Origin of the sequence: Salinimonas sediminis (genome assembly GCF_003429285.1) — a bacterium.
In the GTDB taxonomy this organism is placed as follows: Bacteria; Pseudomonadota; Gammaproteobacteria; order Enterobacterales; family Alteromonadaceae; genus Alteromonas; species Alteromonas indica.
Window position 1 is genome coordinate 4,129,379 of sequence record NZ_CP031769.1, and the last position, 26,696, is coordinate 4,156,074.

General features: G+C 49.7%; 20 protein-coding genes. 5 read left to right on the forward strand and 15 right to left on the reverse strand.

The window, feature by feature from the left end; all coding sequences use genetic code 11:
• The first annotated feature begins 14 nt into the window (after positions 1-14).
• From glgA to arcA, 3 genes are all read left to right on the forward strand, one after another.
• On the forward strand, positions 15-1,448 hold the full coding sequence (gene glgA, locus D0Y50_RS18130) for a glycogen synthase GlgA (RefSeq protein WP_108566719.1): 1,434 nt from the start codon (positions 15-17) through the stop codon (positions 1,446-1,448).
• Positions 1,449-1,565: 117 nt separating this feature from the next.
• Entirely contained in the window at positions 1,566-3,209 is a 1,644-nt protein-coding gene (locus D0Y50_RS18135; RefSeq protein WP_117318332.1) for a sensor histidine kinase, read from the forward strand.
• A 145-nt stretch (positions 3,210-3,354) separates the two neighbouring features.
• Positions 3,355-4,062 carry a two-component system response regulator ArcA gene (arcA, locus tag D0Y50_RS18140; protein WP_108566717.1) on the forward strand — a complete coding sequence of 236 codons (708 nt, stop codon included), beginning with the start codon at positions 3,355-3,357 and terminating at the stop codon, positions 4,060-4,062.
• Positions 4,063-4,188: 126 nt separating this feature from the next.
• Here the strand turns inward: arcA and pmbA are convergent, their stop codons facing one another.
• Positions 4,189-5,520 (reverse strand): metalloprotease PmbA, encoded by a 1,332-nt coding sequence (gene pmbA / locus D0Y50_RS18145; protein WP_117318334.1) that lies wholly within the window; start codon positions 5,518-5,520, stop codon positions 4,189-4,191.
• 72 nt (positions 5,521-5,592) lie between these two features.
• Between pmbA and yjgA the strand changes: the two genes are divergently transcribed.
• Positions 5,593-6,144, forward strand: coding sequence for a ribosome biogenesis factor YjgA (yjgA, locus tag D0Y50_RS18150; RefSeq protein WP_108566715.1), 552 nt, complete (start codon positions 5,593-5,595; stop codon positions 6,142-6,144).
• A gap of 129 nt (positions 6,145-6,273) precedes the next feature.
• Here the strand turns inward: yjgA and tldD are convergent, their stop codons facing one another.
• The 10 genes from tldD to D0Y50_RS18200 all read right to left on the reverse strand — a co-directional run bounded on the left by tldD (position 6,274) and on the right by D0Y50_RS18200 (position 18,452).
• Complete coding sequence (gene tldD, locus D0Y50_RS18155) at positions 6,274-7,716, reverse strand: metalloprotease TldD (RefSeq protein WP_108566714.1); 1,443 nt, start codon at positions 7,714-7,716, stop codon at positions 6,274-6,276.
• A complete protein-coding gene (locus tag D0Y50_RS18160; protein WP_117318336.1) occupies positions 7,706-8,527 on the reverse strand; it encodes a carbon-nitrogen hydrolase family protein in 822 nt (273 codons plus the stop codon). Before D0Y50_RS18160 ends, tldD begins: the two co-directional genes overlap by 11 nt.
• Positions 8,487-12,479 carry a YhdP family protein gene (locus tag D0Y50_RS18165; RefSeq protein WP_117318338.1) on the reverse strand — a complete coding sequence of 1,331 codons (3,993 nt, stop codon included), beginning with the start codon at positions 12,477-12,479 and terminating at the stop codon, positions 8,487-8,489. Before D0Y50_RS18165 ends, D0Y50_RS18160 begins: the two co-directional genes overlap by 41 nt.
• A gap of 10 nt (positions 12,480-12,489) precedes the next feature.
• Positions 12,490-13,956 carry a ribonuclease G gene (rng, locus tag D0Y50_RS18170; RefSeq protein WP_108566711.1) on the reverse strand — a complete coding sequence of 489 codons (1,467 nt, stop codon included), beginning with the start codon at positions 13,954-13,956 and terminating at the stop codon, positions 12,490-12,492.
• Positions 13,953-14,537 carry a Maf family protein gene (locus tag D0Y50_RS18175; protein ID WP_108566710.1) on the reverse strand — a complete coding sequence of 195 codons (585 nt, stop codon included), beginning with the start codon at positions 14,535-14,537 and terminating at the stop codon, positions 13,953-13,955. Before D0Y50_RS18175 ends, rng begins: the two co-directional genes overlap by 4 nt.
• A gap of 19 nt (positions 14,538-14,556) precedes the next feature.
• Entirely contained in the window at positions 14,557-14,973 is a 417-nt protein-coding gene (mreD, locus tag D0Y50_RS18180) for a rod shape-determining protein MreD (RefSeq protein ID WP_408640707.1), read from the reverse strand.
• Between the two features lie 72 nt (positions 14,974-15,045).
• On the reverse strand, positions 15,046-15,921 hold the full coding sequence (mreC, locus tag D0Y50_RS18185; protein WP_108566709.1) for a rod shape-determining protein MreC: 876 nt from the start codon (positions 15,919-15,921) through the stop codon (positions 15,046-15,048).
• A 39-nt stretch (positions 15,922-15,960) separates the two neighbouring features.
• On the reverse strand, positions 15,961-17,004 hold the full coding sequence (locus D0Y50_RS18190) for a rod shape-determining protein (protein ID WP_018984381.1): 1,044 nt from the start codon (positions 17,002-17,004) through the stop codon (positions 15,961-15,963).
• 231 nt (positions 17,005-17,235) lie between these two features.
• Positions 17,236-17,748 carry a hypothetical protein gene (locus tag D0Y50_RS18195; RefSeq protein WP_133175113.1) on the reverse strand — a complete coding sequence of 171 codons (513 nt, stop codon included), beginning with the start codon at positions 17,746-17,748 and terminating at the stop codon, positions 17,236-17,238.
• A gap of 161 nt (positions 17,749-17,909) precedes the next feature.
• Entirely contained in the window at positions 17,910-18,452 is a 543-nt protein-coding gene (locus D0Y50_RS18200) for a histidine phosphatase family protein (RefSeq protein WP_108566707.1), read from the reverse strand.
• A 43-nt stretch (positions 18,453-18,495) separates the two neighbouring features.
• On the opposite strand from D0Y50_RS18200, the gene D0Y50_RS18205 reads away from it, so the two are divergent.
• Positions 18,496-19,023 carry a DapH/DapD/GlmU-related protein gene (locus D0Y50_RS18205; RefSeq protein WP_108566706.1) on the forward strand — a complete coding sequence of 176 codons (528 nt, stop codon included), beginning with the start codon at positions 18,496-18,498 and terminating at the stop codon, positions 19,021-19,023.
• A 47-nt stretch (positions 19,024-19,070) separates the two neighbouring features.
• Here the strand turns inward: D0Y50_RS18205 and D0Y50_RS18210 are convergent, their stop codons facing one another.
• The 4 genes from D0Y50_RS18210 to D0Y50_RS18225 all read right to left on the reverse strand — a co-directional run bounded on the left by D0Y50_RS18210 (position 19,071) and on the right by D0Y50_RS18225 (position 26,300).
• The gene (locus tag D0Y50_RS18210; protein ID WP_170145549.1) at positions 19,071-20,969 is read right to left on the reverse strand and encodes an acyltransferase family protein; all 1,899 of its coding nucleotides are present in this window, start codon (positions 20,967-20,969) and stop codon (positions 19,071-19,073) included.
• 131 nt (positions 20,970-21,100) lie between these two features.
• Positions 21,101-22,312 carry an MFS transporter gene (locus D0Y50_RS18215; RefSeq protein ID WP_147318262.1) on the reverse strand — a complete coding sequence of 404 codons (1,212 nt, stop codon included), beginning with the start codon at positions 22,310-22,312 and terminating at the stop codon, positions 21,101-21,103.
• A 221-nt stretch (positions 22,313-22,533) separates the two neighbouring features.
• Positions 22,534-25,056: a glycoside hydrolase family 3 protein gene (locus tag D0Y50_RS18220; RefSeq protein ID WP_117318344.1), complete on the reverse strand. Its 2,523-nt coding sequence runs from the start codon at positions 25,054-25,056 to the stop codon at positions 22,534-22,536.
• Complete coding sequence (locus tag D0Y50_RS18225; protein ID WP_117318346.1) at positions 25,053-26,300, reverse strand: sugar MFS transporter; 1,248 nt, start codon at positions 26,298-26,300, stop codon at positions 25,053-25,055. The genes D0Y50_RS18220 and D0Y50_RS18225 overlap by 4 nt, the downstream gene beginning before the upstream one ends.
• Between the last annotated feature and the right edge of the window lie 396 nt (positions 26,301-26,696).

A 26,696-nucleotide genomic window follows, 5' to 3' on the forward strand; every position in this document is an offset into this window, starting at 1 on the left:
AGAGGTTTCTCGTTGTGAAGATTATCTTTGCTATATCAGAAGTTGAAGAGCTGGTGAAAACGGGTGGCCTGGCAGATGTGGGTAAAGCCCTGCCGCTGGCGCTTAAAGAAGCGGGTCACGACGTGGGCATTATCATGCCTTATTACCGCAGTATTGCTCAGCAGTTTAAGCTTGCTTCGGCCTGCACTCAACAAACTTTGTTTGCCGAAAGTAATGTCTATCATTTCGATATTCGCCAGCTAAGCTGGAACGATATTGACATCTACTTTGTGGATTATCCGGCTTATTTCGACCGTGATGGCTTATACAGCAGCACGTACGAGGCGTTCCCCGATAATGGCGAACGTTTCAGCTTTTTCTGTGGCGCCAGTATTATGGTAATGCAGGCGCTGGCGTTACAGCCAGATATTCTCCATTGCCACGACTGGCACACAGCAATGCTACCGTTTTTACTTAAAACGGACCGCAGCGGTGATTTTACTGATGTAAAGTCGGTGTTCACTATACATAATGCCGCTTTTCAGGGCGTGAATAAGCTCGAAGATATTCCCTATTTACGACACCACCCCGCAATACTATCGCAAGTCCATGGTGGCTACATTAACATGCTGCAAACCGGTATTGAGTTTGCCGACAAAATCACCACCGTTAGCCCCAACTATGCCCAGGAACTGTTAACTGATTTGGGTAGCCATGGTTTACATGACCGACTGGTGACCCGCCAACATGATCTGGTAGGCATTTTAAATGGCTGTGACTATACCCAATGGAATCCGGCCACCGATGCGTTTTTACCCGAAAATTACGATGTTGAGAACTTGCATCCTAAGCGCCACTGTAAGCAAGCATTACAGCTGAAATCAGGATTACCCGATAAGCCAGCTACCCCCTTGTTGGGAATGGTATGCCGGTTGACGGAACAAAAAGGGTTTGGTTACTTGCTGCCTATTTTGGATGAGCTGATGGACCACAATGTACAGTTAGTCATTGTGGGCACCGGCGATCCTGAAGTCTGTATGGATTTGGGCGAATATGCGCAAAATCATCCAGACCAGTTTGCTTTTATCAATGGTTTCAGTAGCGAGCATGCTCACTTGGTGGAAGCGGGAGCCGACTTCTTTTTGATGCCGTCGCAATTTGAACCGTGCGGGCTGAATCAGATGTACAGTCTGGCTTATGGCACTATTCCGGTAGTGCGGGCTGTGGGCGGGCTTAAAGATACGGTTATCGATCCAAAAGACGCTCCGGCCCAGGCCAGCGGATTTGTGTTTACTCTACCTTCGCCGGAAGGGTTATTAGCCTGTATACGCCGTGCCCTGCTATTCTATTATGAGCATCCGGTGCGTTTTCGTGAAATGCAGCAGCGTGGAATGCGTACTCGTTTCACCTGGCAAAGCGCTGCTAAACATTATCTGGCCTTATACCAGCAAATGCTGGCTGAGCAATAGCATCAGCAGCGTGCGGCCTCACATAAGAGGCCCGTACGCTGAAGTACTACGCATGTAGCCCGTGCAGGGCATTCCACTATGGACACTGCTTACTATCAAATACGGTAACCCTATCGCATGACAGATTCAGCGGCCCGGCTATCTATACGCAGCCTGTTTCTTTGGGTCATTATGGCCATCGCTACCATCACGCTGGTACTTTCTTCCGGCTTATCTATGTACCTGCAAATTTCCTCTTACCGCACCGACTTGGAAGATACCGTGATAATGCTGGCCGAGGTAATAGCCGATAACGCCCGCCAGAACATTGCCCTAGGTGATGTAGAAGCTACGGCAGCCACGCTTGATAGCGCCCGCAAGGCGGCTATGGTTAAGCATGTACACGCCTACTGGTACAACCCCTATCAGGACAACGCGCTGAGCTTTCTTGCCAGTTACAATAAAAACGGTACCACCACCGCCACCTTTAGCCAGCCCGAGCTTAACCTGCTTGATAAACCAGTCATTAACGACAACACCGTCGAGGTATCTCGGCAGGTAGTGTATGACAGCCAATATGTAGGCTATATTTATGTTAGTGCATCAGCGGCTAAGTTTAATCAGCTGGTCGGTCAGTCTATATTGCTTAATTTAGGCGTTATGTTTGTCATGATGATACTGACCTTTGTGCTGGCATTGCGTTTACAACACATATTGGTGGGCCCGATTGAGTCATTGGCTGAATATTTGCGCCGTACGGCACGCCAAAAAGATTATTCGGCCCGCGTAAGTATTGGCAATGTAACCGAACTGAACATGTTAGGTGATGCGGTAAATATTTTACTGGAACGGATGCAGGATTATGTCCAAAAGCAACGGGTCACCGAACAGCAACACCGGGAGCTGAACAGCAGTCTGGAAGAAATGGTCAACCAGCGTACGCTGGCTCTAAAAGATGCCAACCATGAACTTATCAATACGCTGGAAAAACTACACCAATATCAGCGCCAGATTATTGAAAACGAAAAAATGGCCTCCCTGGGCGATATGGTGGCCGGGGTAGCGCACGAGGTAAATACCCCTATCGGCTTAGGGGTAACCGCATCCACTATGATCCTAGACCGGCTGGCCCAGGTGCAAAAAGATTTTGACGCCAAAACGCTTAAGGCCAGTTCGTTAGACCGTTTTTTAAGTGAGAGTCAGGAAAACCTGAACATTATTTACCGAAATTTAAACCGCGCTGCCGAGCTTATTTCCAGTTTTAAGCAAGTTGCGGTAGATCAGGGCAGTGAAAGCGTCCGAACCTTTTGCGTTTCACAGCTAATTAATGAGATACTATTGTCACTTAAGCCGCGATTAAAAAAACATCGGCATAATATCAACGTAAAATGCGACCCTACCTTAATCGTTGAAACAAAGGCTGGCCCGATCAATCAAGTTTTGATCAATCTGATCATCAACTCCGTAGTGCATGGCTTTGAAGACGTGGACAGCGGAACTATTGATATCGAGGCTGATTTGATTTCAGTCCAGACGCTTAAAATTGTATACCGGGACAACGGACAGGGAATCCCCGCGGAAATACGAAAACGTATTTTTGACCCCTTCGTAACAACAAAACGCGGACAAGGTGGCTCAGGTTTGGGCATGCATCTTGTATACAATTTAGTTACCCAGGCTTTAAACGGTTCTATCTCTGTTTCCAGTGAAGAAGGACACGGAGTTGAATTTATTATCGTTTTCCCTGTCGAAAGTGTTAAATCAGGAAATTCCTTAAATTAACCGGGGTCCAACCCTTGTAATTTAGTTACAAATCCTTATACCGTAGGTCAGTATTTATTCGTTATTGACTTGCAAACATTGTTACTAAGAATAAACTTTAACCAGAAGATTGCTTAAACCGATTGTAAGAAGAGTGTGAAACACCATGCAGACGCCAAATGTATTAATTGTAGAAGATGAAGTGGTAACTCGTACCACCTTGAAAAGCTTGTTCGAAGCTGAAGGCTATAACGTTTTTGAAGCCGAAAATGGCGATCAAATGCATGACTTTTTCGAGAACCACTCCATCAATCTGGTCATAATGGACATTAACCTTCCGGGGAAAAATGGCCTGATTCTGGCTCGAGAAGTTCGTGACCGCAAAAATGTAGGTCTGATATTCCTAACTGGCCGTGATAACGACGTTGACCGTATTTTAGGCCTTGAGATAGGCGCGGATGATTATCTGACTAAGCCGTTTAACCCTCGGGAATTGACAATTCGCGCGCGCAACCTGCTAACGCGAACCACCAATACTGCTGAAGACGATGATTTACCAAGCCGTGTTAGCTTCAATGGCTGGACGCTGGACGGTGATAGCCGCTCACTGATTTCACCCAGTGGCAAAGAGTTCCGCCTGCCGCGAAGTGAATTTAGAGCGCTGCACCTGTTCTTAAGCAACCCTGGCAAGATTTTAACGCGCGAACAGCTGATAATGGAAATGACCGGCCGTGAGTTACGCCCTAATGACCGTACAGTGGATGTTACCATCCGTCGTATTCGTAAGCATTTCGAGTCTGATCCCAGTGATGAAGAGTTGATTGTCACTATCCACGGCGAAGGCTACCGCTTCTGTGGTTCAGTAGACAGCTAAACGCTGTAGGACGAGTACGTCAGCGTACCTGGTTCTATTAAATACAAAAAACGCAGCTTATGGCTGCGTTTTTTTTTGCGTTGCGGTTTACTTTCATCGGCCCCGCTTGGCCCTGAAGGTTAGCCGTTAATTACCGGCTATTTTCATATTATCGATAAGTACGGAACCGGTTTGGACCCCGCCGCGGACATCGCGCTCGCGCCCGATAGCGCGGATATTGGCGTACATTTGCTTTAAATTACCCGCAATAGTAATCTCATGTACCGGGTATTGGATTATGCCATTTTCAACCCAGAAGCCCGCCGCGCCACGTGAATAATCGCCGGTGACGACACTTACACCCTGGCCCATTAATTCGGTAACCAATAGCCCTGTACCCATCTCCTGTAGCAAATCTGCATCTGAGTGGCCGGTATCCCCGATAATCCAGTTATGGATGCCACCAGCGTGTCCGGTGGAAGTGGTGCCCATTTTTCTGGAAGAGTAAGTGGTAAACAAATAATGCGCCAGCCGGCCATTCTCTACCACGTTCAGATCGCGGGTAACCACCCCTTCTGCATCAAAATTAGAGCTGGCCAGGCCGCCTTTTAAGCGAGGCTTTTCTTCAATATTCAGCCATTCAGGAAATATTTGTTCGCCCAGCTTATCCAGCAAAAAGCTAGAACGCCGATACAGGCTTCCGCCACTGATGGCACTAACGTAGTGGCCAAACAGCGAAGATGCCACATCTTTGTGTAGCAATACCGGTACATTTGCTGTATTTATTTTTTGTGCACCCAGCCGGGATACTGTGGCTTCTGAGGCTTCACGGCCAACTTCCGCGGCAGCTTTGAGCCCATCTGGCTTGCGGCTGACAGTATAGGCATAATCGCGCTGCATATCGTCGCCCTGCGCACCAATCATCATACAACTTAGGCTATAACGGCTGCTTGGATAGCCGGCATTGATACCATGCGTATTGCCGTATACCCGCATGCCCAGATTAGCGTTATAACTGGCACCGTCGGAATTTACGATACGGGGATCGTATTCGAGGGCGGCCGTTTCTGCATCTATAGCCACCCGCATCGCATGCTGGGGGTCAAGATCTTGCGGATGATAAAGCTCTAAATCAGGGAATTCGGTAGCCATCAGCTGTTCATCAGCCAGGCCGGTACAAGGATCTTCACTGGTGTACCGGGCGATATCAATGGCTTTTTCTACGGTTAGCGCAAGGGCTTGCGTACTCAGGTCAGCCGTCGAGGCGCTACCTTTGTGTTTACCCACATATACGCTGATACCTAAACCACCGTCGTTAGTAAACTCAACATTTTCTACTTCTTTCATTCGGGATGACACAGCAATGCCCTGCACTTTCGACATACTGGCTTCGGCCTGGGTAGCACCTTTGCCTACCGCCATTTTCAGTACATCGTCTACCACGTTTTGAATCTCTGCGATTTGCTGTTCAATTTGCATAGTCAGTTTCGCTATCCCAGTTATGTGTGTCACAATTAGAAGTATTAACAGTGTAACACTTATGAGACTCAAATGAGCGACCACAAGCATCATTCCCCGGAAGATTCTTACTTTGAAGATACCGACACTAATGACAGTGCAGAGCCGCTAAGCAAAACGGAACTCAAGCGTCAGTCTGCGCAAATGCAAAAGCTTGGCGAAGAGCTGGTTAAACTGACCCCGGCCCATCTTGCCACTATTCCGATGGATGAAGAGCTTGAGGAAGCGGTCATGCTGGGCCGGGCAATTAACCGGAAAAAAGATGGCTACCGCCGACAACTGCAATTTATCGGTAAACTGTTACGCCAGCGTGATGTCACTGCCATTAATCACGCCTTAGCTATTCTTACTCATCAACATCAAACGGGGAATGCCGCGTTTCATTTGTTGGAAAAAGCCCGGGAAGATATCATCGCCCAGGGCGATGAAGCGATTCAGGCTTTAATTGAACACTACCCCGATCTGGATCGGCAAAAGCTGCGCCAGTACGAACGCCAAATACGTAAAGAGCGGGAGAAAAACGGCCCACCTAAAGCGTACCGTGAGTTGTTTCAGTATTTAAAAGACGTTATTCAAACGCCCTGAACCAGCCCGCCGGTAATCCTATGGCAACGTGCTACACCAAGGATACCGAAAGAATACTGACTATTAAAAAACCCGCCTGCTGGCGGGTTTTTTTGTATCACAATGTGCACTTAAGGACGGTCGCGGCTATCAGGCCGTGCCGCCAACAGTCAACTCATCAATTTTAAGGGTAGGCTGGCCTACGCCTACTGGCACCGACTGGCCGTCTTTACCACACACCCCAACGCCTCGGTCTAACGCAACATCGTTACCAATCATTGAGATTTTCTGCATGACCTCAGGGCCATTACCAATCAGGGTAGCCCCTTTGACTGGCGCAGTAATTTTGCCGTTTTCTATTAAGTAGGCTTCAGCACTGGAAAAGACAAATTTACCAGACGTAATATCCACCTGGCCACCTGCAAAATTGGGGGCATAGATACCACGGTCAATGGTTTTAATAATTTCCTGGGGATCATACTGGCCGCCCAGCATATAGGTATTGGTCATTCGTGGCATGGGCAAATGTGCATACGATTCACGGCGGCCATTACCGGTCGGTTTAACCCCCATCAATCGCGCATTCATTTTATCCTGCATGTACCCGGTCAGCACACCATCTTCTATCAGTACATTGCGCTGGGTTGGCGTTCCTTCATCGTCTACTGACAACGAGCCTCGGCGGTCTTGCATGGTGCCATCATCTACCACTGTTACGCCTTTCGCGGCGACTTGCTGGCCCATTTTGCCACTAAACGTAGAGGCACCTTTACGGTTGAAGTCGCCTTCAAGACCATGGCCTACAGCTTCATGCAACAAGACGCCTGGCCAGCCGCTCCCCAATACCACCGGCATTGTGCCTGCCGGTGAAGCAATGGCTTGCATATTAACGCGCGCCATATGTAGAGCATCGTCAGCAAGTTGCTCATAGACAGGCCGGCCATTTTCGTCACTGCTAAAAAAGCTATAAGTGTGCCGTCCGCCGGCGCCGGCGCCACCGCGCTCACGGCGATCGCCACTTTCCAACAATACGGAACAATTTAAGCGCACCAATGGGCGTACATCGGTGGCCAGGGTGCCATCAGACGCCGCGACCAGCACTTCTTCATATACGCCGGTCAGGCTCACTACCACCTGGTTAATACCCGGTTCCTGCTTCCTGACATAAGCATCTACTGCTTTGAGTAAAGCTACTTTTTCTGCTTCAGCCATACCCAGGATAGGGTTATCCTGTTCATAACGCGTCGGATAGCTACCCTGGCTCAGGCCGCGAACCTGATGCGTTCCCCCTGCCGGCGCGATAGTCCGGGCCGCTTTACATGCTTTATCAAGGGCCGCCGGGCTGATTTCATCTGAGTAAGCAAAGCCGGTTTTTTCGCCACTAATGGCCCGCACACCTACACCACGTTCTATGTTGTAGCTGCCTTCTTTAATAATACCATCTTCCAACACCCAGCTTTCATGCTGACTGGACTGAAAATAAAGGTCTGCATAATCGGTGTCGTGACGGTGAATTTGTCCCAGCGCTTGTTCCAGCGAGGAGATTTCAAGCCCCGAGTCAGTCAGTAAGTGCCTTGCTACGTTATTTGACAAAATCGCTCCTGAATTGGTTATGTTGGGCAACAGGCATATTCTGCTTCAGCTCGTTGCGGGACGAAATATCTACACTGGCACTGACTGTACCGGTCGCTACCGGAAGTTCTGCCAGTGATTCGCCCCAGCCTGAATAGATAACACTGTGACCAAAGGTCTGCCGTTGATTGGCATGATCGCCGGTTTGATTGGCTGCCACCACAAAACATTGTTTTTCGATGGCTCTGGCCCGCACCAGCGTGTGCCAGTGGGCATCGCCGGTAAAACGGGTAAAGGCCGCTGGCAATACCAGAATATCGATATCGCCCATAGCATCAAACAAGCCGGTAAAACGCACATCATAACACACTGCAAGCCCAATGCGGCCCAATGGTGTGTCGCATACGACAACTCGATTGCCGGGCTGGGTATAGGTCGATTCTTTGTAGCTTCCCGTATTATCGTTCACCGCTACATCAAATAAATGAATTTTCTGATATTCATCAATGATGTTGCCATCGGGGCCTACCAGCAGGCAGGAGGCCGTAAACTTATCTTCGCTGTCGCCCTGTAAAGGAAATGTGCCACTGACCAGGTACACGCCGTATTGTTTTGCCATAGCCTGCATTGCCTGGCCAATTGTGCCGGAATAACGCGGTTCAGCGAGGTCTAGCAAGGCGCGGTCCCGGGTACCAAAACTGGCAAAACACTCGGGCAATACCACCAGGGTGGGTTCGCTGGTATCAAGTGCAGCGAGTTGCTCGTCTACAAAGCGTAAATTTGCCTCAACATCAGGCGCCGACGTCATTTGCACGGCTACCAGATTTACCATGTTGCACCTCCAGATTAAGTCTTTCCAAATCAGGCTGCGTTAGCCCTGGGTCGGGGTCCGGCGACGTTTGGCGCGCCGGTAACTGAATATCTTTGCTGTCTCTGCCCATCTCTTCAAACTTGGGTTCGCTTAAGGTGCCGGTCACTTTATAATTAACATTGGATATAACTTTGGCAGAGGTTAAAACCTGATCCAGCGCCAAAGCGGCCAAAGCCGTGGGCGGCGTAGCAAGAAAATATACCAAAATAGGTAAGTTGCCAGTAACATTAGGGGTGAACGCCACGTTGTAATTTAACTGCTGTGCAACCAAATCGGTATAGCCTTTAATCACAATTTCACCGGCCCCGCCATCGATAATAGTATCGTCCGTGGCAGCCTTACCATCATGTATGTTCAGGGTACCGCGCATATCGTCATAGAAAAACCCCTTCGCGAATACATCACGAAAATCCAGGCTCAATTTGCGTACCAGCGAGTTCAGGCTAAATAAGGTGAAAATCCGTGAGCCTTTGTCACTCAGCTCACTTAGGTAGCCATCGGTCAGGCGCCAGTCGACGTCGCCATTAACCCCGGCCAGCGCGAAATCCATGGGCGAGTTGGCCCAGTGTAAATTGAAGCTTACCGCCGCCGCGGAGTCTTTGATTCCTGAGTTTACGCCAAGATCTTTAAGCAGCGTCCCCACATCATTGCTATCAATGTTGCCTTCAATGTGCGTCCGGTTACTACTCATCAACCATTCGCCGGTAGCGTTGAGTTTACTGTGCGGGGTTACCGACTGAAACTGCTGAATGGACATACCTTCAGCGCTTTTGGCAACATCCAGCGTTACTTCACCGAGCTGTTTACCCATGAAAGTGCACTGGCGGCAATGAAAGTAGATTGGCGGTAAGGTTTGGGCATCCCACGGTGGGTTTGACGAGGCCAGGCTATTCGGGCTCGTCCCCGCTTTGGGTTGCGATGGCTCATCAACGGTTTCATCCGTGGGCTGCCAACTAACCAGGTTAATATAATCCGCATCCACTTCAATACCCTGGGTAAGCCACTGCTCATACAGGTTTACTTTAGCGCGCGCTTCGCTCGAGTCGATGTCCACAAACCAGTTATTGTTAGTTTGTTTAGCAGTAATATCAACGTCTGTTAGCGTTTGCCCGGCAATAATCAGCTTATCAGTATTAACAAAGATACGCTCTGGCACGCTGAACAGCGCCGGTTGCCTGGGTTCAGTAATATGACGTTCGGTACTGGCTGGGGTATTGCTATCATCTGGCGCGCCCGTTCCATCAATAATTAACTGCACCGTTTGGTACCAGTCGGTCATCGATACCTGCGGCAGGTTTGCCGATACGCTAAATCCGACCCCAAGGCCGCTGAAATCACTGTCTCCCAAGGCCAGATGGGCCCGCGAAAATTGCATTTCTGAATGCGGCAAAATGCCGTCAAAAGCCACTTCCTGCCCAAGCACAGCACGGATAGTCGAGGCTTTCTGATTACCCTGGCTGGTAATAGCGAACCGCTCTATCTGGGTGGCAGACTTATTCAGCGGTGGCGGTAGCGATGAGGCAATGCCCGCCAACTGTGAGGTAATACTGGCACTGTAGCTAAATCCACTGGTAGGAAGTTGCAGCGCCACGTTGGCCTGCCACTCGCTATGGCCTTTAACATACTGGGTAAATTCAGGGTTAATCCGCGCTAACAGGGGGGCTATCGACCAGTTGCCCTGTAAACCAACATCTACTCTATATTCATCGTTGTGCTTACCGCCGGTGACATCAAGGTTAACTGGCTGGCCTAGCAGCTGGGCGGTAAAGTGGTCGGTATTAATATTTTCATTGATAAAACGTACCTCTCCGGCCGCCTCCTCCAGCGTCATTCCCAGGCTATTGATATAGACCTTATTACCCGTCAATAAGGCACTGCCAGAAGCCACTACGTCGGGACTATTTAAAGGAATATCCAGCTTCAACGAGGCTTGCAGGTCACCACTGATTTGGACCTGTTCATCCAGTACCATTCCCAGGGAATCGGCTAATGTGCTGTTTACCATTAAGTCGGTTAATTGCGCGGCGCTTCCCTGCCCATCGGCATGAATGATCAAATGCGCACTAGGCTCCAGCTGGGCAATGGTTGCGGTCAGGTTTTTAAAATTGACGCCATTTAATTTCGCCTGCGTTCCGGTAATCGTTAACCCCTTGTTTTCGAACAATAAGGCAAGGTCGGCCTGATCTAGCGCCGGCCAGCCCGAAGCGAATGAAAATTGGCTATCGGTGACCGACAGACCAGCCTGAAACACCCCTTGTTGGCGGGTAAACGGATAATCAGCAAGCTGGCCCTGCCACATTATTCGAGCGTGGCTAATCTGACCGTTCTGGCCTTCGGTGGATAATGCCCTGGTCAGATAGGCCGCGGTGTCTGCGCCCATTAAACTGCCCGGTAACAAAGAGGGAATAGTAGCCACAGGTAAGTCATCAATGGTGGTCATCAAAGACAGCTCTCGGTCAAACAGGTCGAACCGAAAACTTTGCTGCATACCAAACAAATTGGTTTGTAACTGAAGATTATCACTGGCAAGCATCATATGCGTACTGCCATCAGTTTGTTGCTGCGGGTACACAAAAAGCTTAGCGCGTAAGGTATCCAGGGCGAGGTTCTGCGAAAGCAGATTGTCGGCATGAATTTGCCCTTCCCTGGCCGCGATATTAATTACCCCGGCAGACTTTGACCAATTGATGCCGATATCCAGGGCATCAACGCCGGGTATATTACCGAATTGCTGCCAGCTCACATCCACCAGTTTAGCGCTTAACGCTACCCCTTTGGGTTTGATTTGTAATTGCAGTGTCGATAGCTCACCCTGGGGGTTAAGCTCCCGCACATCATCATCAGCGGTGTCGCTGGTGAATAGCGGTAACAACACCAAAAAGGGGTTTACCGGGGTAGGCTTCATTGTGTTAAGCACGATTTCACGACCCGGCTGCATCCGGCCAACTAAATCTGTGGTAAGGCTTTGGTCATTAGACTCAACCACCAGTTCATCAAGCCTGAATTGCCATTGCTGGCCTACGGGTAAGGCCTGTAAGGTACCGCTGCGGATGCTGGTACTAACGCTGACTTCGTCTTCTCCGCCCCATTCCAGATGGCTGTCATGTAGCTGGGTAAATAAAGCGCTGATAGTGCTGTTTTCCACCTCGGCCCAGAGTTCAAGGTTAGCCCGGCTTTCGTTTAAAGGCCGGCGGGTTTTAATCAGGCCGCTGACCCAGGGCGAGATATCCAGATCTTCCGCCTTGGCGTACAACACTCCATGCAGATTATCTTTGCCACCGTCTAAGTCAATAATGAAAGAGGCAGAGTTATTCGCCAGCTCGCGGACCTGAAACGCTCCCTGCCCCTGATGATGGCCGCGACTGTTTAACCAGCGTAGCGCACTGATATCAACTACCTGCGTTTGGCCTTCCTGGGTAATACTAAGGGTGCTGTCGGTTACCGAGAAGTTTTCCAGTTGCTCCAGAAACAAACTTTTCAGCGCGTCTAGTACGGGGAAATCGCTGTCAGCGCCCCCGGTAAGCCGGTCGGCATCCAGCGCTAACTGCAAACCTGATAATGTAAACTGGTTAGAGGAAAGCTGCCGGTGCGTTAGCGAGCGCCAAAAATCCAGTTCAATATCGATGGTTCTGATATCCAACCCCACAGGGGAGCTGGCGCTTTGTTTCAGGCTAACCTGCTTTAGGACCATGGCTGGTCCGGTTTTTTGCCAGTCTGCCTGCAAACTGCCAATAGTTAAAGCTACGCCATAACGCTCGCTAACATATTCTTCCAGCAGAGCTTTTTTTTGCTCAAGATGAGGCAGTGCATAGCGCATGGCGCTGAGCAGCACGGCAAACAGTACCAGCAGAACAGCCAGTACCAGCCAGAGTTTTTTTAATCCCCAGGCAAGAATAGTGGTTAGCTTTTTCACGCGAAGCCTATTACATCATGACGACGTCGTACTTATCCTGATTATACAAGGTCTCGGTTTGTACTTTGATTTGCTTGGAAACAAATACTTCCAGCTCTGCCAGCATATGTGATTCTTCACCCAGCAGCGCATCAGTAACGTTGGGTGAAGCATAAACAACAAACTTATCAGCGTCGTACGCGCGGTTTACCCGTACAATTTCGCGCATAATTTCAAAGCAAATGGTTTCGATAGTTTTAACCGTGCCTCGCCCCTTACATACCGGACAGTCGCCGCACAGTACGTGTTCCAGGCTTTCGCGGGTGCGCTTGCGGGTCATTTCAATTAACCCTAACGAGGTGAACCCATGAATATTAATTTTTGCCCGGTCTTTGGCGGTTGCTACTTCCAGACTATGTAAGACACGCCTTTTATGGTCCGGTTCAACCATATCGATAAAGTCGATGAGAATCATCCCGCCTAAATTACGTAACCGAAGCTGCCGGGCAATAGCTAAAGTGGCCTCGATATTCGTATTGAAAATAGTTTCTTCCAGGTTACGGTGGCCCACGAAAGCCCCGGTGTTAATATCTATCGTGGTCATCGCTTCTGTTTGGTCGATAATCAGATAGCCACCGGATTTCAGGTCTACCCTGCGCTCAAGGGCTCGCTGCACTTCGTTTTCCACATCGTACAAATCAAAGATAGGCCGTTCACCGCGGTAATAATCCAGCTTGTTATTTAACTCTGGTACATATTCTTTGGTGAACTCAATAAGCTCTTGGTAAGACAGCTTAGAATCAATACGAATACGGTCTAGTTCGGTACCCACAAAGTCACGCAAAACGCGACGGGCCAGGGGCAGATCTTCGTACAACACATTCGACTTTTTCTTTTTCATGCGTTGCTGAATTTTGTTCCACAACCGCCGTAAAAACGCAGCGTCCTGAGACAATTCAGTTTTGCTGACCCCTTCCGCTGCGGTGCGCAGAATAAAGCCACCTTCTTCATCGCAAAATTCCTGCACCAGCGTTTTCAAGCGTTCGCGCTCTGACTCATCTTCGATACGTTGGGACACGCCTACATGCGTAACACTTGGCATAAACACCAGATAGCGGGAGGGTATAGTGATATCCGTGGTGAGCCTGGCCCCTTTGGTACCGATGGGATCTTTCACTACCTGGACGACAATTTCCTGTCCTTCCCTAACCAATTCACGAATATCTTGTTTTTGCATCTGGCTGGCAGATACTTCTCCCACCAGTTCGTTATGCACCACAATATCAGAAGCGTGTAAAAAGGCCGCTTTCTCCAAGCCTATATCGACAAATGCGGCTTGCATGCCAGGTAGCACACGGCTTACCTTTCCTCGATACATATTGCCGACCAAACCTTTCTTGGTATGCCGCTCAACATGAATTTCCTGCAGAATGCCATTTTCTATCAGGGCGACGCGCGACTCTGATGGCGTTACATTGATTAGTAGTTCGGCACTCATTCCACCACCCCGAATTTGTGTAATAAACATTTGGTTTCGTATAAAGGTAGCCCAATAACAGCGCTGACACTGCCATTAACTGACCTCACAAACTGTCCGCCAATTCCTTGTATTGCATAGCTTCCCGCTTTATCGGCAGGCTCACCGGTAGCCCAGTAGCGCTCTATTTCGGCCCGCGTGACTGGGGCGAACTGTACCTCGGTGGTAATAATCTGGGTCTCGCTGTCTGCTGCATTCACTACACAGATAGCCGTAAGTACCTGATGCAGATTGTCAGATAACCGTAACAGGGTGGCGATACAATCTTCTTTATCGGCTGGTTTGCCCAGACTTTCACCTGCATAGGCAATCAGTGTGTCGCTGCCTAATACCACGGCGCTACGCTGTTCTGTTGGACCTAACCGGGCAAACGCAGCACGCGCTTTTTGTTCAGCTAAACGGGCGACCAGCGCGGCGGGGGGCTCGCCCGGTAAACCAGACTCATCAATATCCACCGGTAACTGTTGGTGGGCAAACCCCATCTGTTCAAGTAGCGCGGTACGACGCGCAGAGGCTGAAGCCAGAATCAGCGGTATGGTCATGATGTATCCTTGTGATTAATCAGGTAATACTGAGCTGCCGCCGTGCTTTTCTTAACAGCCAGAACATCCAGGGCCACAGTACCATTGAAGACACCACTGGCCAAAGGTAGGCAAACTGAAAGGGAATATCGGTCAGCAAATGCTGCAACCAGAATAACATCAGATGATACATAGAACTGAGCAAACCAATAATAATGGCCTGCTGCCATACCGAATAGTTGCGTAGCCGCTGATAATTAGCCGCCAGCACATACACCGCAGCGCTTAACGCAAAACTATGAATACCCAGGGCGGTCCCTAACAAAATATCCATCGCCAGCCCCGTCAAAAACGCCACGCCTACATTAACCCGATGCGGCAACGCCATGGTCCAGTAGGCCAATACAATTAATACCCAGTCAGGGCGGTACAGATCGGCCTGAATAGGCAGAGGCATAATTTGCAATACCAAAGATATCAAAATGGTAACAATCACCGCGTAATGGCGGGTTTTAATTAGCACAACCCATTACTCCTGCGGTGTTAAAGGTTTATTAGTGGTTTTATTAGCGGGCTGGCGCGGGGCATCGTCAGGCCATAACAGCAGCAAATATTTCAAGCGGTCCAACCGCGCCAGCGGACGCGCTTTCACTGTGGCGAAGGGCCGGCTTTCATCGCGTAGTACAGATTCGACACGCGCCACCGGGTAGCCTTCAGGGAATACATCACCCAAGCCAGAAGAAATCAGCATATCGCCTTTTTGAATATCCACACTGTGGGGAACGTGCTCTAAATACAATTCATCCAAAGCCCCGTTACCGCTGACAATATAGCGGATGTTATTGCGCACAGCGCGCACCGGTATTGCGTGGGTCACATCCGATATCAGCATAACCCGGCTATTGGTACTGCCTACTTCCATCACCTGCCCCACCACGCCCCGATCATCCAGAATAGACTGCGACAAATACACGCCGTCAATCGCCCCCTTGTTAATCACAATCTGCTGGCTAAACGGGTTGTTATCTACCGCCATCAATTCTGCCACCATTTTGTGTACTTTGGGTTCTACCGGTACATCGAGCAATTTACGCAACTGCGCATTTTCAGCCTGCAACACTTCAAATTGCTGTAGCCGTTCACTCATTTTCAGGTTTTGGTCTGTCAGCCTATTGTTTTCAGCCACCAGCGACTGATGTGAGGTGAACCGCTGAGCGCTGAAATTCAGCATCACACTGGGCAAATTGGCCAGGTATTGCAATGGGCTCATTATAGAGTTCAGGTACACACGAGTGGACTGAAAGGCATCTAATTTGTGGTCGGTAAAGATCAACAAAACCGACAGGGCTAACGCTAGCGCAAGTCGGTTGTTAAGAGACGGGCCACGAGAAAATATGGTATCCATTGAATTAAACAGGTCTCTGCCAGGTTAGCTGCCTGTTCATTATTCGTAGGTAAACAAGTCACCGCCGTGCAGGTCAATCATATCGAAGGCCTTACCACCGCCGCGAGCTACGCAGGTTAGAGGATCATCAGCTATAACGACCGGTATACCGGTTTCTTCCATTAACAGGCGATCTAAATCTTTTAATAATGCACCACCGCCAGTTAGTACCATGCCACGCTCAGAAATATCCGAGGCTAGTTCAGGTGGAGATTGTTCCAACGCTACCATCACAGCAGATACAATACCGGTTAATGGTTCCTGTAAGGCTTCAAGAATTTCATTTGAGTTCAGCGTAAAGCCCCGGGGTACACCTTCAGCAAGGTTACGGCCACGTACTTCGATTTCTCTGACTTCTTCGCCTGGATAAGCAGCACCAATTTCGTGCTTAATACGCTCTGCGGTAGCTTCACCAATCAATGAGCCGAAGTTACGGCGCACATAATTGATAATGGCTTCATCAAATTTATCACCACCAATACGTACCGACGAGGAATACACCACGCCGTTAAGTGAGATAATGGCGACCTCTGTGGTACCGCCACCGATATCTACCACCATGGAGCCGGTGGCCTCTGATACCGGTAAGCCAGCGCCAATAGCTGCGGCCATCGGCTCATCGATAAGGTACACCTCGCGGGCGCCGGCGCCTAGCGCAGACTCCCGAATAGCCCGGCGTTCTACCTGCGTAGAGCCACACGGCACGCACACCAGAACCCGGGGGCTGGGGCGTAGAAAGTTATTGTCGTGAACCTGTTTGATAAAGTGCTGCAGCATTTTTTCGGTGACAAAGAAGTCTGCAATCACGCCATCCTTCATAGGCCGTATGGCGCGGATATTACCCGGCGTACGGCCCAACATACGTTTGGCTTCGGCACCAACGGCTGCGACGCTTTTAGGGCCACCTGCACGTTCCTGACGAATTGCCACAACTGAAGGTTCATTAAGTACGATGCCCTGATCTTTCACATAGATCAGCGTGTTAGCTGTTCCGAGGTCGATGGACAGATCGTTGGAAAACATGCCTCGAAGCTTTTTAAACATGAAATGCTAATTCCTGTAACTGAATGCTGGGCACCTGATTCGGGTGAGGATTTTTAGCGCCAGCTAAGACGAAGATAACTATTCGCACACTTTAACAACGGGGGCAGGTTTGGGCAAGTGAACAGCACTGCTAAGCATGGCATTTGCCCGTGTTTTTTGCACAGTCAGACGTGAGTGAAAACTTACTCGCCCCAGTATGTACAAAAAACCAGCAACCCGTTATAAGATGCGTCATTCTGTAAATATCACTGTGCCACTGTTAATGGCGTAATCAAAATGGCTGCCACGGCTAACCCCAAACCGGCAAATAGGGCCGGTTTGGCTATCATGGTCAGCTATGGGTATATATTCTGCTGATACTTTGAACCCATCTAACTGCAAAGGTTCATTTACCAGTGATTGCCACAGTCGAGTGCACTGATCATCACCGGTCTCCACTTTCGGCAACCCATTGGTTGCCATTTTTACCGGTTTTCGGCCTGTTTCTTTGCTATGCGTATCATAATGTAACAGCATAATAGCGACCGGCCGCCCTTCTACCTGCCACTGATAACCGGCCCGGGTAGCATTTTCCTGCATTCGGTGAGAGAGTAATTTAAGCTGTTCACGCCGAATATCCGGCTCGGTGGTATTCAGGTAAAAAATCAGAGTAAGCAGAGTGCCTGCAAAAACCAGCACAATGGCACAGTTCAGCCACACCCTGGCACTTCCTGTTTGCTTTAACATCATTGTTATTATTCTCATTATCGCTACCGGTATTGTCCGGTTTGGCATACCCATTGGCGGGTAGTATTAAGTTACTTTTGCTGTTCACTGAACCTTGGCGGGAATACCCACCTTTACCACTTATTCAATATCCAGTTCACTATATTAGTGCCGATTTATTTTATAAAAGCAAATAATCCTTAACGATGCAGCCGAATTATGCCCCAGTAACGGTGGTCTTTTTCACTTATTGTCCATCCCTGCTGCTGTAAGTAGCGGGCAACGAACCGATTTGTCATGGCATGGGCGAACACACATACCTTTTCATGTTCAGCGGCTTTGCTGGTAAGCTCCTCTGTAGCCTGCCTGATACGGGCGCGAGCCTGACTAAATGACTCAAATGGACCTGTCTGTCCAAGCATCCATAACGCCCGGTTCAAATAAATCCAGTTCCAGGCGGCCAACTTAACCGGTAAACGGTAGCGCGGTATCTGCATTTCATTGAGCAGCGCACTTTCCTGCCTTACCGGATAGGATGTATAGCGCTGCGCTGACAGTTTGGCGCGGCGCAACTTGCTGCTCATAATATAGTAATCTTTCAGGTCCCGCTGACACCGGGGATGGCTTTGCGGATGCAATACGGCGCGGTTATAATCCCGCACCCAGCGGGAAAACCCGGCACTGGAAAGTCGACGATTGTGTTCTGAGGCGGGCCGACCATGCCGGATAAGCATAATTTCCATATTATCGGATACCGTTTTTAGTCCGTTTAAAAAAGTGATGTAAATGTATAACACTTCGCCAGCAATGCAAATACCGCCTTGTCAGCGTCGCCATGGCGATGTGGCTTACTATATTGAGTGGGCGAAGTCTTTTGATAGCCCTGGTGTAAGGCCAAGTCAGGTGTTCAATCAAGCAGCAACATCTACTCGCCCCAGTGCATTAAAGTCGCTATTCAGGCTGCCCCATCCATTATTTGTAGAGCCTGCTTTTTTTTGCCAAACCCCGGCCCGGGTGAGTTGGGGTGAAGGATGTTTCATTAACCACAACAATGTGTTGCTAGGAGACGCCCCTATAACAATAGGAAACGGGGTGTTTAGCGGCCCTAACTGCATTATATCCAGCGCCCAAATAGCGGGTTTTTGCCATCCTCCCGGGGCGGTATTTATCGAGGATAATGTGTGGTTGGGGGCGAATGTGCTGGTATTACCGGGCGTGACAATTGGCGCTGGCGCCATAGTCGGTGCTGGCAGTGTGGTGAGCACCGATATCGCGCCCCACACAACCTTTTACAATGCCCCGGTAAATACCTGAGGCTTGGGAGCCTGCGCTATTCCCAATACCCTCGCCTGACGGTTTTGTTAAGGGTGGGTAAAGGCTTGCTCTGGAAGCAACTTAATTAAGGTTCTGGCACCTTCCACTGAGGGGTGGTTATCGTCAAAATACAGTGACTTACCTTTCTCAATAGCGTTGCACTGACCGTTTTTACACAATGCCTCAGTCGGTTTGACAAAAACCACGTTAGGCGGATATCGGGTATCCTGTAAATGCGTCAATATGGCTTGGTTACGTTGCTTGTAATAATTCATAGTGGTGCCTTTCATCGGCGCATCAGGCGCTTCAAAGGCGAAATGCTGGGCGATAAGGGCGGTGGCCGGCCGACTGATTTCAGGTACCGGATACATCACGTAAACCGTTTTCTTGGCGTTGGCAAGTTTGTTAATCACGGTATCCAGCGCGGCAAATATACGGGCAGCGCGGGCCTCGTTTTCGACCGCAGGCGCATGGGGATAGTCTGGAGCATGATCGCCCGCCACCGCCCACGAATAACGATGATTAATCAATACCGTGGTAATTCGCTCATCATCAATAATGTCCTGTAGTGCTTCACTATACCAACGGGTGCAGCGGCTACTGCCATTTTGCTCTAGTAAGGAGGGTACGCAACCTGAAAAGCTATAATGCTTTAATCCTTGTTGGTGGGTTCGCAAGCGTTCGGCAAGAGCGTAAGCCAGCTCTACCGCATGGCTGTCGCCCAGAATTGCCCAGGTAACATCGTCTTCAAAGTATTCACAAGCCTCATTCGGCGGCTGATATTCGTTGAAATGACACTGGTCACGATAGGGACTGAATCGGGCCGACTCGATTAACGCCTGCATGTGCGCATCAAACCGCTGCGGATAACCTTGATAACTGACCGCGCTCCCCCCCATTACCATCACCAGCGCCGCCAGCCACAGCGGTTTAGCTTGCCAGCTTTGCTGAAGTGAATGAATTCGTCGCCATTTTATATTTTCGATATAGCGGTAACTCAAAAAACCCAGCAACACACACAACGCCATGCCGGGAATCCACCACCAATTTATGTCATAACGATAGCCAAAAACCACGACTGGCCAATGCCATAAGTAAATTGAATACGACCAGCGGCCTAATGGCTGAAAAACCGGGTTATTGGTTAATACACTGCCTTGCGTGGAGGCAATCAACACCAGATAGGTTCCGGCGACCGGTATCATAGCCATGTAGCCTGGCCAGGGTACACTTTCGTCAATCAGTACATAAGCGATAACAATCAGCGCGATACCAACAAGGTTGAAAAGACGGCTGCGCTGTTTAGCCGCTGGCAAGGGATATAAATACGCCAGACCGCCAAATAACAACTCCCAGGTGCGGGCTCCCAGCAAATAATAAGAGGCGCTGGGCCAGATAACAGATGTCAAAGCACTATATATAAAAGCTACGATAGTGAGCGCTAACACACCGCGTTTAATACCCGCGCTGCCGCCGAGCTTCGCCAAGGCGATAAGCACCAGTGGATAGAGCAGGTAAAACTGCCACTCGACCGCTAATGACCAGGTATGCAACAACCACTTCTCATGAGAAGCCGCATCGAAATATCCAGCTTCCTGCCAATACACGGTATTGGATAAAAAGCTGACGCTTCCTGCCACATGTTTTCCCAGGGCGGCGTATTCTTCCGGCAATAGCATGAGCCAGCCTAATACCAGCATCACCAGACACAGCAACGCTAGCGCGGGCACGATGCGATTGGCCCTGGCGATATAAAACTTCACCAGGTTGAACTCGCCGGTATCTATCCCCCGCACCACAATGCTGGTCATCAAGAACCCGGAAATAACAAAGAATACATCAACGCCGGCAAAGCCACCGGGTAGCCAATCAGCATTGAAATGAAACAGTACTACCGCGATGACCGCAATAGCACGCAAACCATTTATGTCGTAACGAAAATTCAAGACAAGGCGCGCCGTTGAGGATGGCAGTACAAATTGAGATATTTATACTGCGCTATGTTTTTATAGGTTACATCAGATACAGCGTAAACCTGAATGCGGTTCATCTGTAGGCTGTGGCAACCGCGTGTCACTTAGTTACCGGCCACTGGCGAGGTGGTATCAGGCAATTGTATATTGCGCCCTACTTTAAGGCCCAGCAAGGCCTGGCAAACACTGAATATGACACATACGATAAGCGCCAGTTGCCACTGCCCTACCCAGTCATACATAGCACCCAGTAAAAAAGGCCCGGAAGCGGCTACACAATATCCGGTGGTTTGAGCCGCACTGGATAACGAGGCAGCCTGGCCACCATTGCGGGTACGCAAACCGATAAACGACAATGCCAGAATAAAGTTTGCGCCTACTGCAAAGCCTAACAACGCAGCCCATACATAAGCCAGTTGAGGCAGCAGCATAATGCCGGCAAAGCCTAACAGGTTAACCGCAGTCATAAAGACAGACAATCCACGCTGGTCGTTCAATCGGGCCATGGCCGGCACAATAACCAGCCCGGGCAAGGCACTGGCAAATTGAAAAATACCATGGATAGTGCCAGCTTGAGCGTCGCTAAAGCCTGCTTCACCCACAATGGCCGGCAACCAGCTAACCACCGAATAATACAAAAATGCATTGCAACCGAAGAAGCCGCATATCTGCCAGGTCAGCCGGTGACTGAATATTGCTTTTGCTGAATGTTGTTCATGGGCTACCGGGGCCTGCTTCGCCTTACCTTTTAATTGGTTAAGCCACAACAACGCCGATAAAACCGGCAGCGCGACCATGGTGAGTAAGGCGAACTGCCACTGCGCGCCACCGTCGGCGAGCGGAATAATAATAGCCGACCATGCCGCGGCCATAATTCCCATAGCCAGCACGTACGAAGAGGTTAACAGGGCAATATGGTGCGGAAACCGCAGCTTCACCACCGACGGTAACATGACGTTGCCCGCGGCAATGCCCGCACCTATCAATAATGTCCCGGCAAATAGCCCGGTGAGCCCGCCTATTGAGCGTACCAGAATACCCACCGCAATCAGCACCAAAGATAAAAACAGGGTGCGCTCAATTCCAAACCGACGCGACACCGCCGGAACCAGGGGCGATACCAGCATGAACACCAGCAAAGGTAAGGTGATAAGTAAGCCAGCGGTAGATGAGTTAATACCCAGCGACTGTTGAATTGCGACCATCAATGGGGCCACACCGGTAAACGGCGCACGTAAATTGGTGGCCACCAGCATGACACCGGCAAACAACATAATCGGGAAGCCACCCGCTATCGTGGCAGAGCGCATATTCATAAGGTTTTAACGACACCAAAATTAATCAGGCGCGTATTGTACTTATCTCAACCGCGGGTGCATCTTTTTGTCGATAAGATTAACGCTAAAGACGGTGTGTACATTGAAAACACTAGGTTTTAATAGGTATAAAAAACCCCGACAGGGCCGGGGTTTTTGAGATTTTTCAGCTATATGTAGCGGTGGGTCAGTTTCGCGCCTGGCCTACTGCGGCCAGCCAATTAGTGTACGCACTCAGGTAAATCTTTTGCATTTGGTACCAGGCGAATATCAGATACTGTAAGTTGAGTATCTGCACCGGCCTTAAGTTCTAACACCGTAAAGACTTCGGCAAAGTTCATTCCCTTTTTGGAAAAGCATTGAGTGGGAATTGTCACCGTTTGCCACTGCGTCGAAGACTGCGCATAGTCTGCAAGTGGGATAGTCGCGCCACAATTGTCACCACAGGCCATTAGCAGACTTACCTGGCTTTCAGTCTGGGCGTATTTTACATCCATTATCAGTGCCGCATGATCGTTGTCGAAGTCGCGTAAATCTTCCGGAAAGTTGGCCCCAAAGCTAACGTTTGCAGTGTCGTGCCAATCAATCGCCAGCGCGTCTTCCTGTACGTTGCGATCGGTGGTGCGAATAGCAACTGCCTTGGCGTTTAATGTATTGCTGTTCATGGTTTGTTGGCCATCCTTATGCTCAACGACTATCTGCCAGGGTTTTTGGATACTACGGACAAAGACCGGATGCGTGGTAAGCACGTCGCCAGCGCTGGCCTGTTCAGATAGGGCCTCATCCATTGGGTCTTCTTCACCATAGCTTAACCCAAACCCATAAGGGAATAACGGCGTCTGGCCGTCGCCTTTGTTAACAGTTTGGGTGGGACTGGCCGGCCACGAAAACGAGAGCTTGCCGTGCATAGGATATTGCACCTCGCCATTGGCTTTAGTGAATAGCACATCGGCCACCCCCTGGCCTTCTGAGCCAGGCAGCCAAGCCACTACAAACGCATCACTGGCGTTAATCTCGGGGTTTACCCATAATGGGCGGCCGGTAATAAACACCGCGACCACTGGGATACCCTGCTCGCGTAACGAGCGTAATAAGGCCACATCCTGCTTGTCACCGCGCTGGTATTCCAGGTTAGAAATATCGCCGTTACCTTCGGCGTAAGGGTTTTCTCCAAACACCACAATGGCGACATCGGGGCGCTCACTAAATGTGCCGTCTACCGCCAGTTCGGTGCTTCCGCCATTGGCACTGACCACCCGCTCAATACCCTGATAAATAGAGGTACCGCCCGGGAAGTCGCTGTTTTGGTTGCCCGTGCCCTGCCAGGTGATACTCCAGCCACCTGCTTGCTTACCAATATTGTCGGCACCATCACCGGCCACTAACACGCGTTGATTGGGCGATAAAGGCAACAGGTTGTTTTGATTCTTTAACATTACCAGCGACTTGCGCACGGCCTCTCGCGCGATTTCACGGTGTTCTGGTGCCCCGATAAGATCGGCATTAGCAGACAAAGAACGGTTTGCCGGTGACGGTAAGTCGAATAAACCTACCCGTACTTTTACCCGAAGCACCCGGCGTACGGCATCGTTTAATCGCTCGGTACTGATTTCACCACTCTTTACCTGGGCAATGGTGTTTTCCAGCAAGGGTTTCCATGCTCCTGTGGGCACCATGTACACATCTAAGCCGGCGTTGAGCGCCTGCGGACAGCTTTCATTTGTACAACCTTCAATCTGGCCATGACCGTTCCAGTCCCCGACAACAAAGCCATCAAACCCCATTTTTTCTTTTAGAACATGGGTTAGCAGATATTTATTGCCATGAATTTTGTCGCCCTGCCAGCTGTTAAATGAAGCCATAACAGATTGCGAGCCCGCGTTAAGCCCCTGCACATAGCCTTGGCCATGAATCTTAAACAAGCTTTCTTCGTCAGCCAGGTTATTACCCTGATCGTCACCATTGTTGGTTCCACCATCGCCAATAAAGTGTTTTACAGTAGAAATAACATGCTCATCATCAATGTTACCGTCGCTGATATCCCCTTGTAATCCGCTTACGATAGCACGGGCATAGGTACCCACAATTTCCGGGTCCTCCGAATATGACTCGTAGGTACGCCCCCAGCGGTCATCGCGCGCGGTGGCAACCGTGGGGGCAAAAATCCAGTCAATCCCGGTGGCGCGAACCTCTTTGGCCGTTGCCGTTGCGATACGCTTAATCAACTCGGCATCGTTCATAGCCCCCAGTCCAATATTGTGCGGGAACAATGTGGCGCCAATCACATTATTATGGCCGTGAACAGCGTCGGTACCCCACATAGTAGGAATAGTCGTTCCATCAAGTGAATCATCAACCGAAGCTTCGTACATGCTTTGGGCTAAATCCACCCAGTCCTGCATAGAGGCCTGTTTGTCACCACCCGGAAATGAGCCGCCCCCATTAAGATAAGAACCAAAGCCATAGCGGCGCATATCTTCTACAGTGATATCGCGAATTTCCGGCTGCATGAGCTGTGCAACTTTCTGTTCAAGGGTCATGTCTTGCAACAATACATCTACGCGCTTTTCAACCTCTGCACGGTTGGCGGTATCAAAACTGATTTGTGGCCAGTAGTCAGGCACCGTAACATTATTGGTCTGTTGGCTGACCTGCGAGGCTGAGGTCTCGGCGGGTTGCTGACACCCAGCCAGGGCCAGTGCCAGAGTGGCGAAGCCAACAGCACGTGATAGCGGTTTTCTCATGAGGGGTTCTCCTTGCTGACAACCGGGTTGGAGCCTACCAAACCGTAGTAGGCAATATACAAATAACACAAAACAGGTAATAAAAATGAGACTTGCAGGCCAAAGCTGTCGGCCAGCGCGCCTTGCACCAGCGGTACAATAGCCCCACCAACAATTGCCAGACACAACATGCCAGACCCTTGAGCAGTTTGTTTTCCCAGCCCTTTGAGCGCCAGACTAAAAATAGTTGGAAACATAATGGAATTACATAGCCCCACAGCCAGAATAGACCACATAGCCAGGCCACCGGAGCTGCTGACAGATAGGATGATGAGGCTACAGGAGGCAACGCTATTTACGGCCAGCAATTTGCCAGGCGAAACTTTTTGCATAATTAATGCCCCGATAAAGCGGCCAATCATCGCCCCGCCCCAATAGTAAGCAATATAGGAGGAGGCCTGACTTTCGCTCATTCCCATGACGCTAGTCAGCCCCAGATAATTAACCAGAAAACTGCCAATAGCGACCTCGGCCCCCACATAAGCAAACAGGCCCAGTACCCCTAACGCCAGGTGGCGATGCTTTAGCACAGAGCTATCTGTAGAAGTGGCTAACTCAGTGTCATCTTCGCGCGGAGATGGCATGGCAATTTTTACCATTACTGCGGCTAAAAGCACCAATACAGCAGCCAATGTAAGATATGGCGCTACCACCAGGTCAGCTTGTCCCTGTGCATCGAGCTGCTCATTTGACGAAAATAGCAACATTCCCCCGATGATGGGGGCCACTGTAGTTCCAAGGGAATTAAACGCCTGCGTCATGGTGAGTCGACTGGATGCCGTATCTGGATCGCCCATTACCGTGACCAATGGGTTTGCCGCCACTTGTAAAACGGTAATGCCACTGGCCAATACAAACAAAGAGGTAAGAAACATCCAGTATTGCGCCAGATAAGCTGCAGGAATAAACATTACGCAACCCACCGCCGCGGTCATTAACCCGGCCGCGATACCCTTCTGATAGCCTATTTTTCCTACCAGCTTGCCAGCTGGTAAAGACACCAGAAAGTATGCGCCAAAGAAGCAAAACTGGACCAGCATAGCCTGGGTATAGCTAAGCGAAAATATCGACTTCAAATGAGGTATAAGGATATCGTTCATCGCGGTGATGAACCCCCACATGAAAAACAATGATGTCAGCGCCCATAGCGCAAAACGTGTTGTTGAGTGGGCTCCTGAAGGGGCTGACTGGGCGTGATTACTCATACAAAATTGGGGTCCGGAGTTAGAAAACAGACAGTTAACCGCGCGGATAAACAAAAGCTAAAACAGTTTCCGCAGCGCTACCTGTGTTAATAGTATGTTGGGCAGTATAGAGCGCCCCAAGCAAAATGCAAGCGCTTACATTTTACTTTCTTAACTGCTTAAAATTTGCTTGCTACATTTTTATAACCGGTATCTCTCCGTAAACTGCGCGCGCAAAGTTATTACATCCAGGTGATGACCCGGCGCTATACAGTTTACTTAAGATACTGATTTTGAGTATTTTTATAGCGTAGTAATAGATTTTTTTGGCGCCATAACTAACGCTTTTTACGGCCAATACCATCGCCATAGTGTAAATAAAGCGTGCCGACAGCGTTAATACTCTCGCCTTTAACA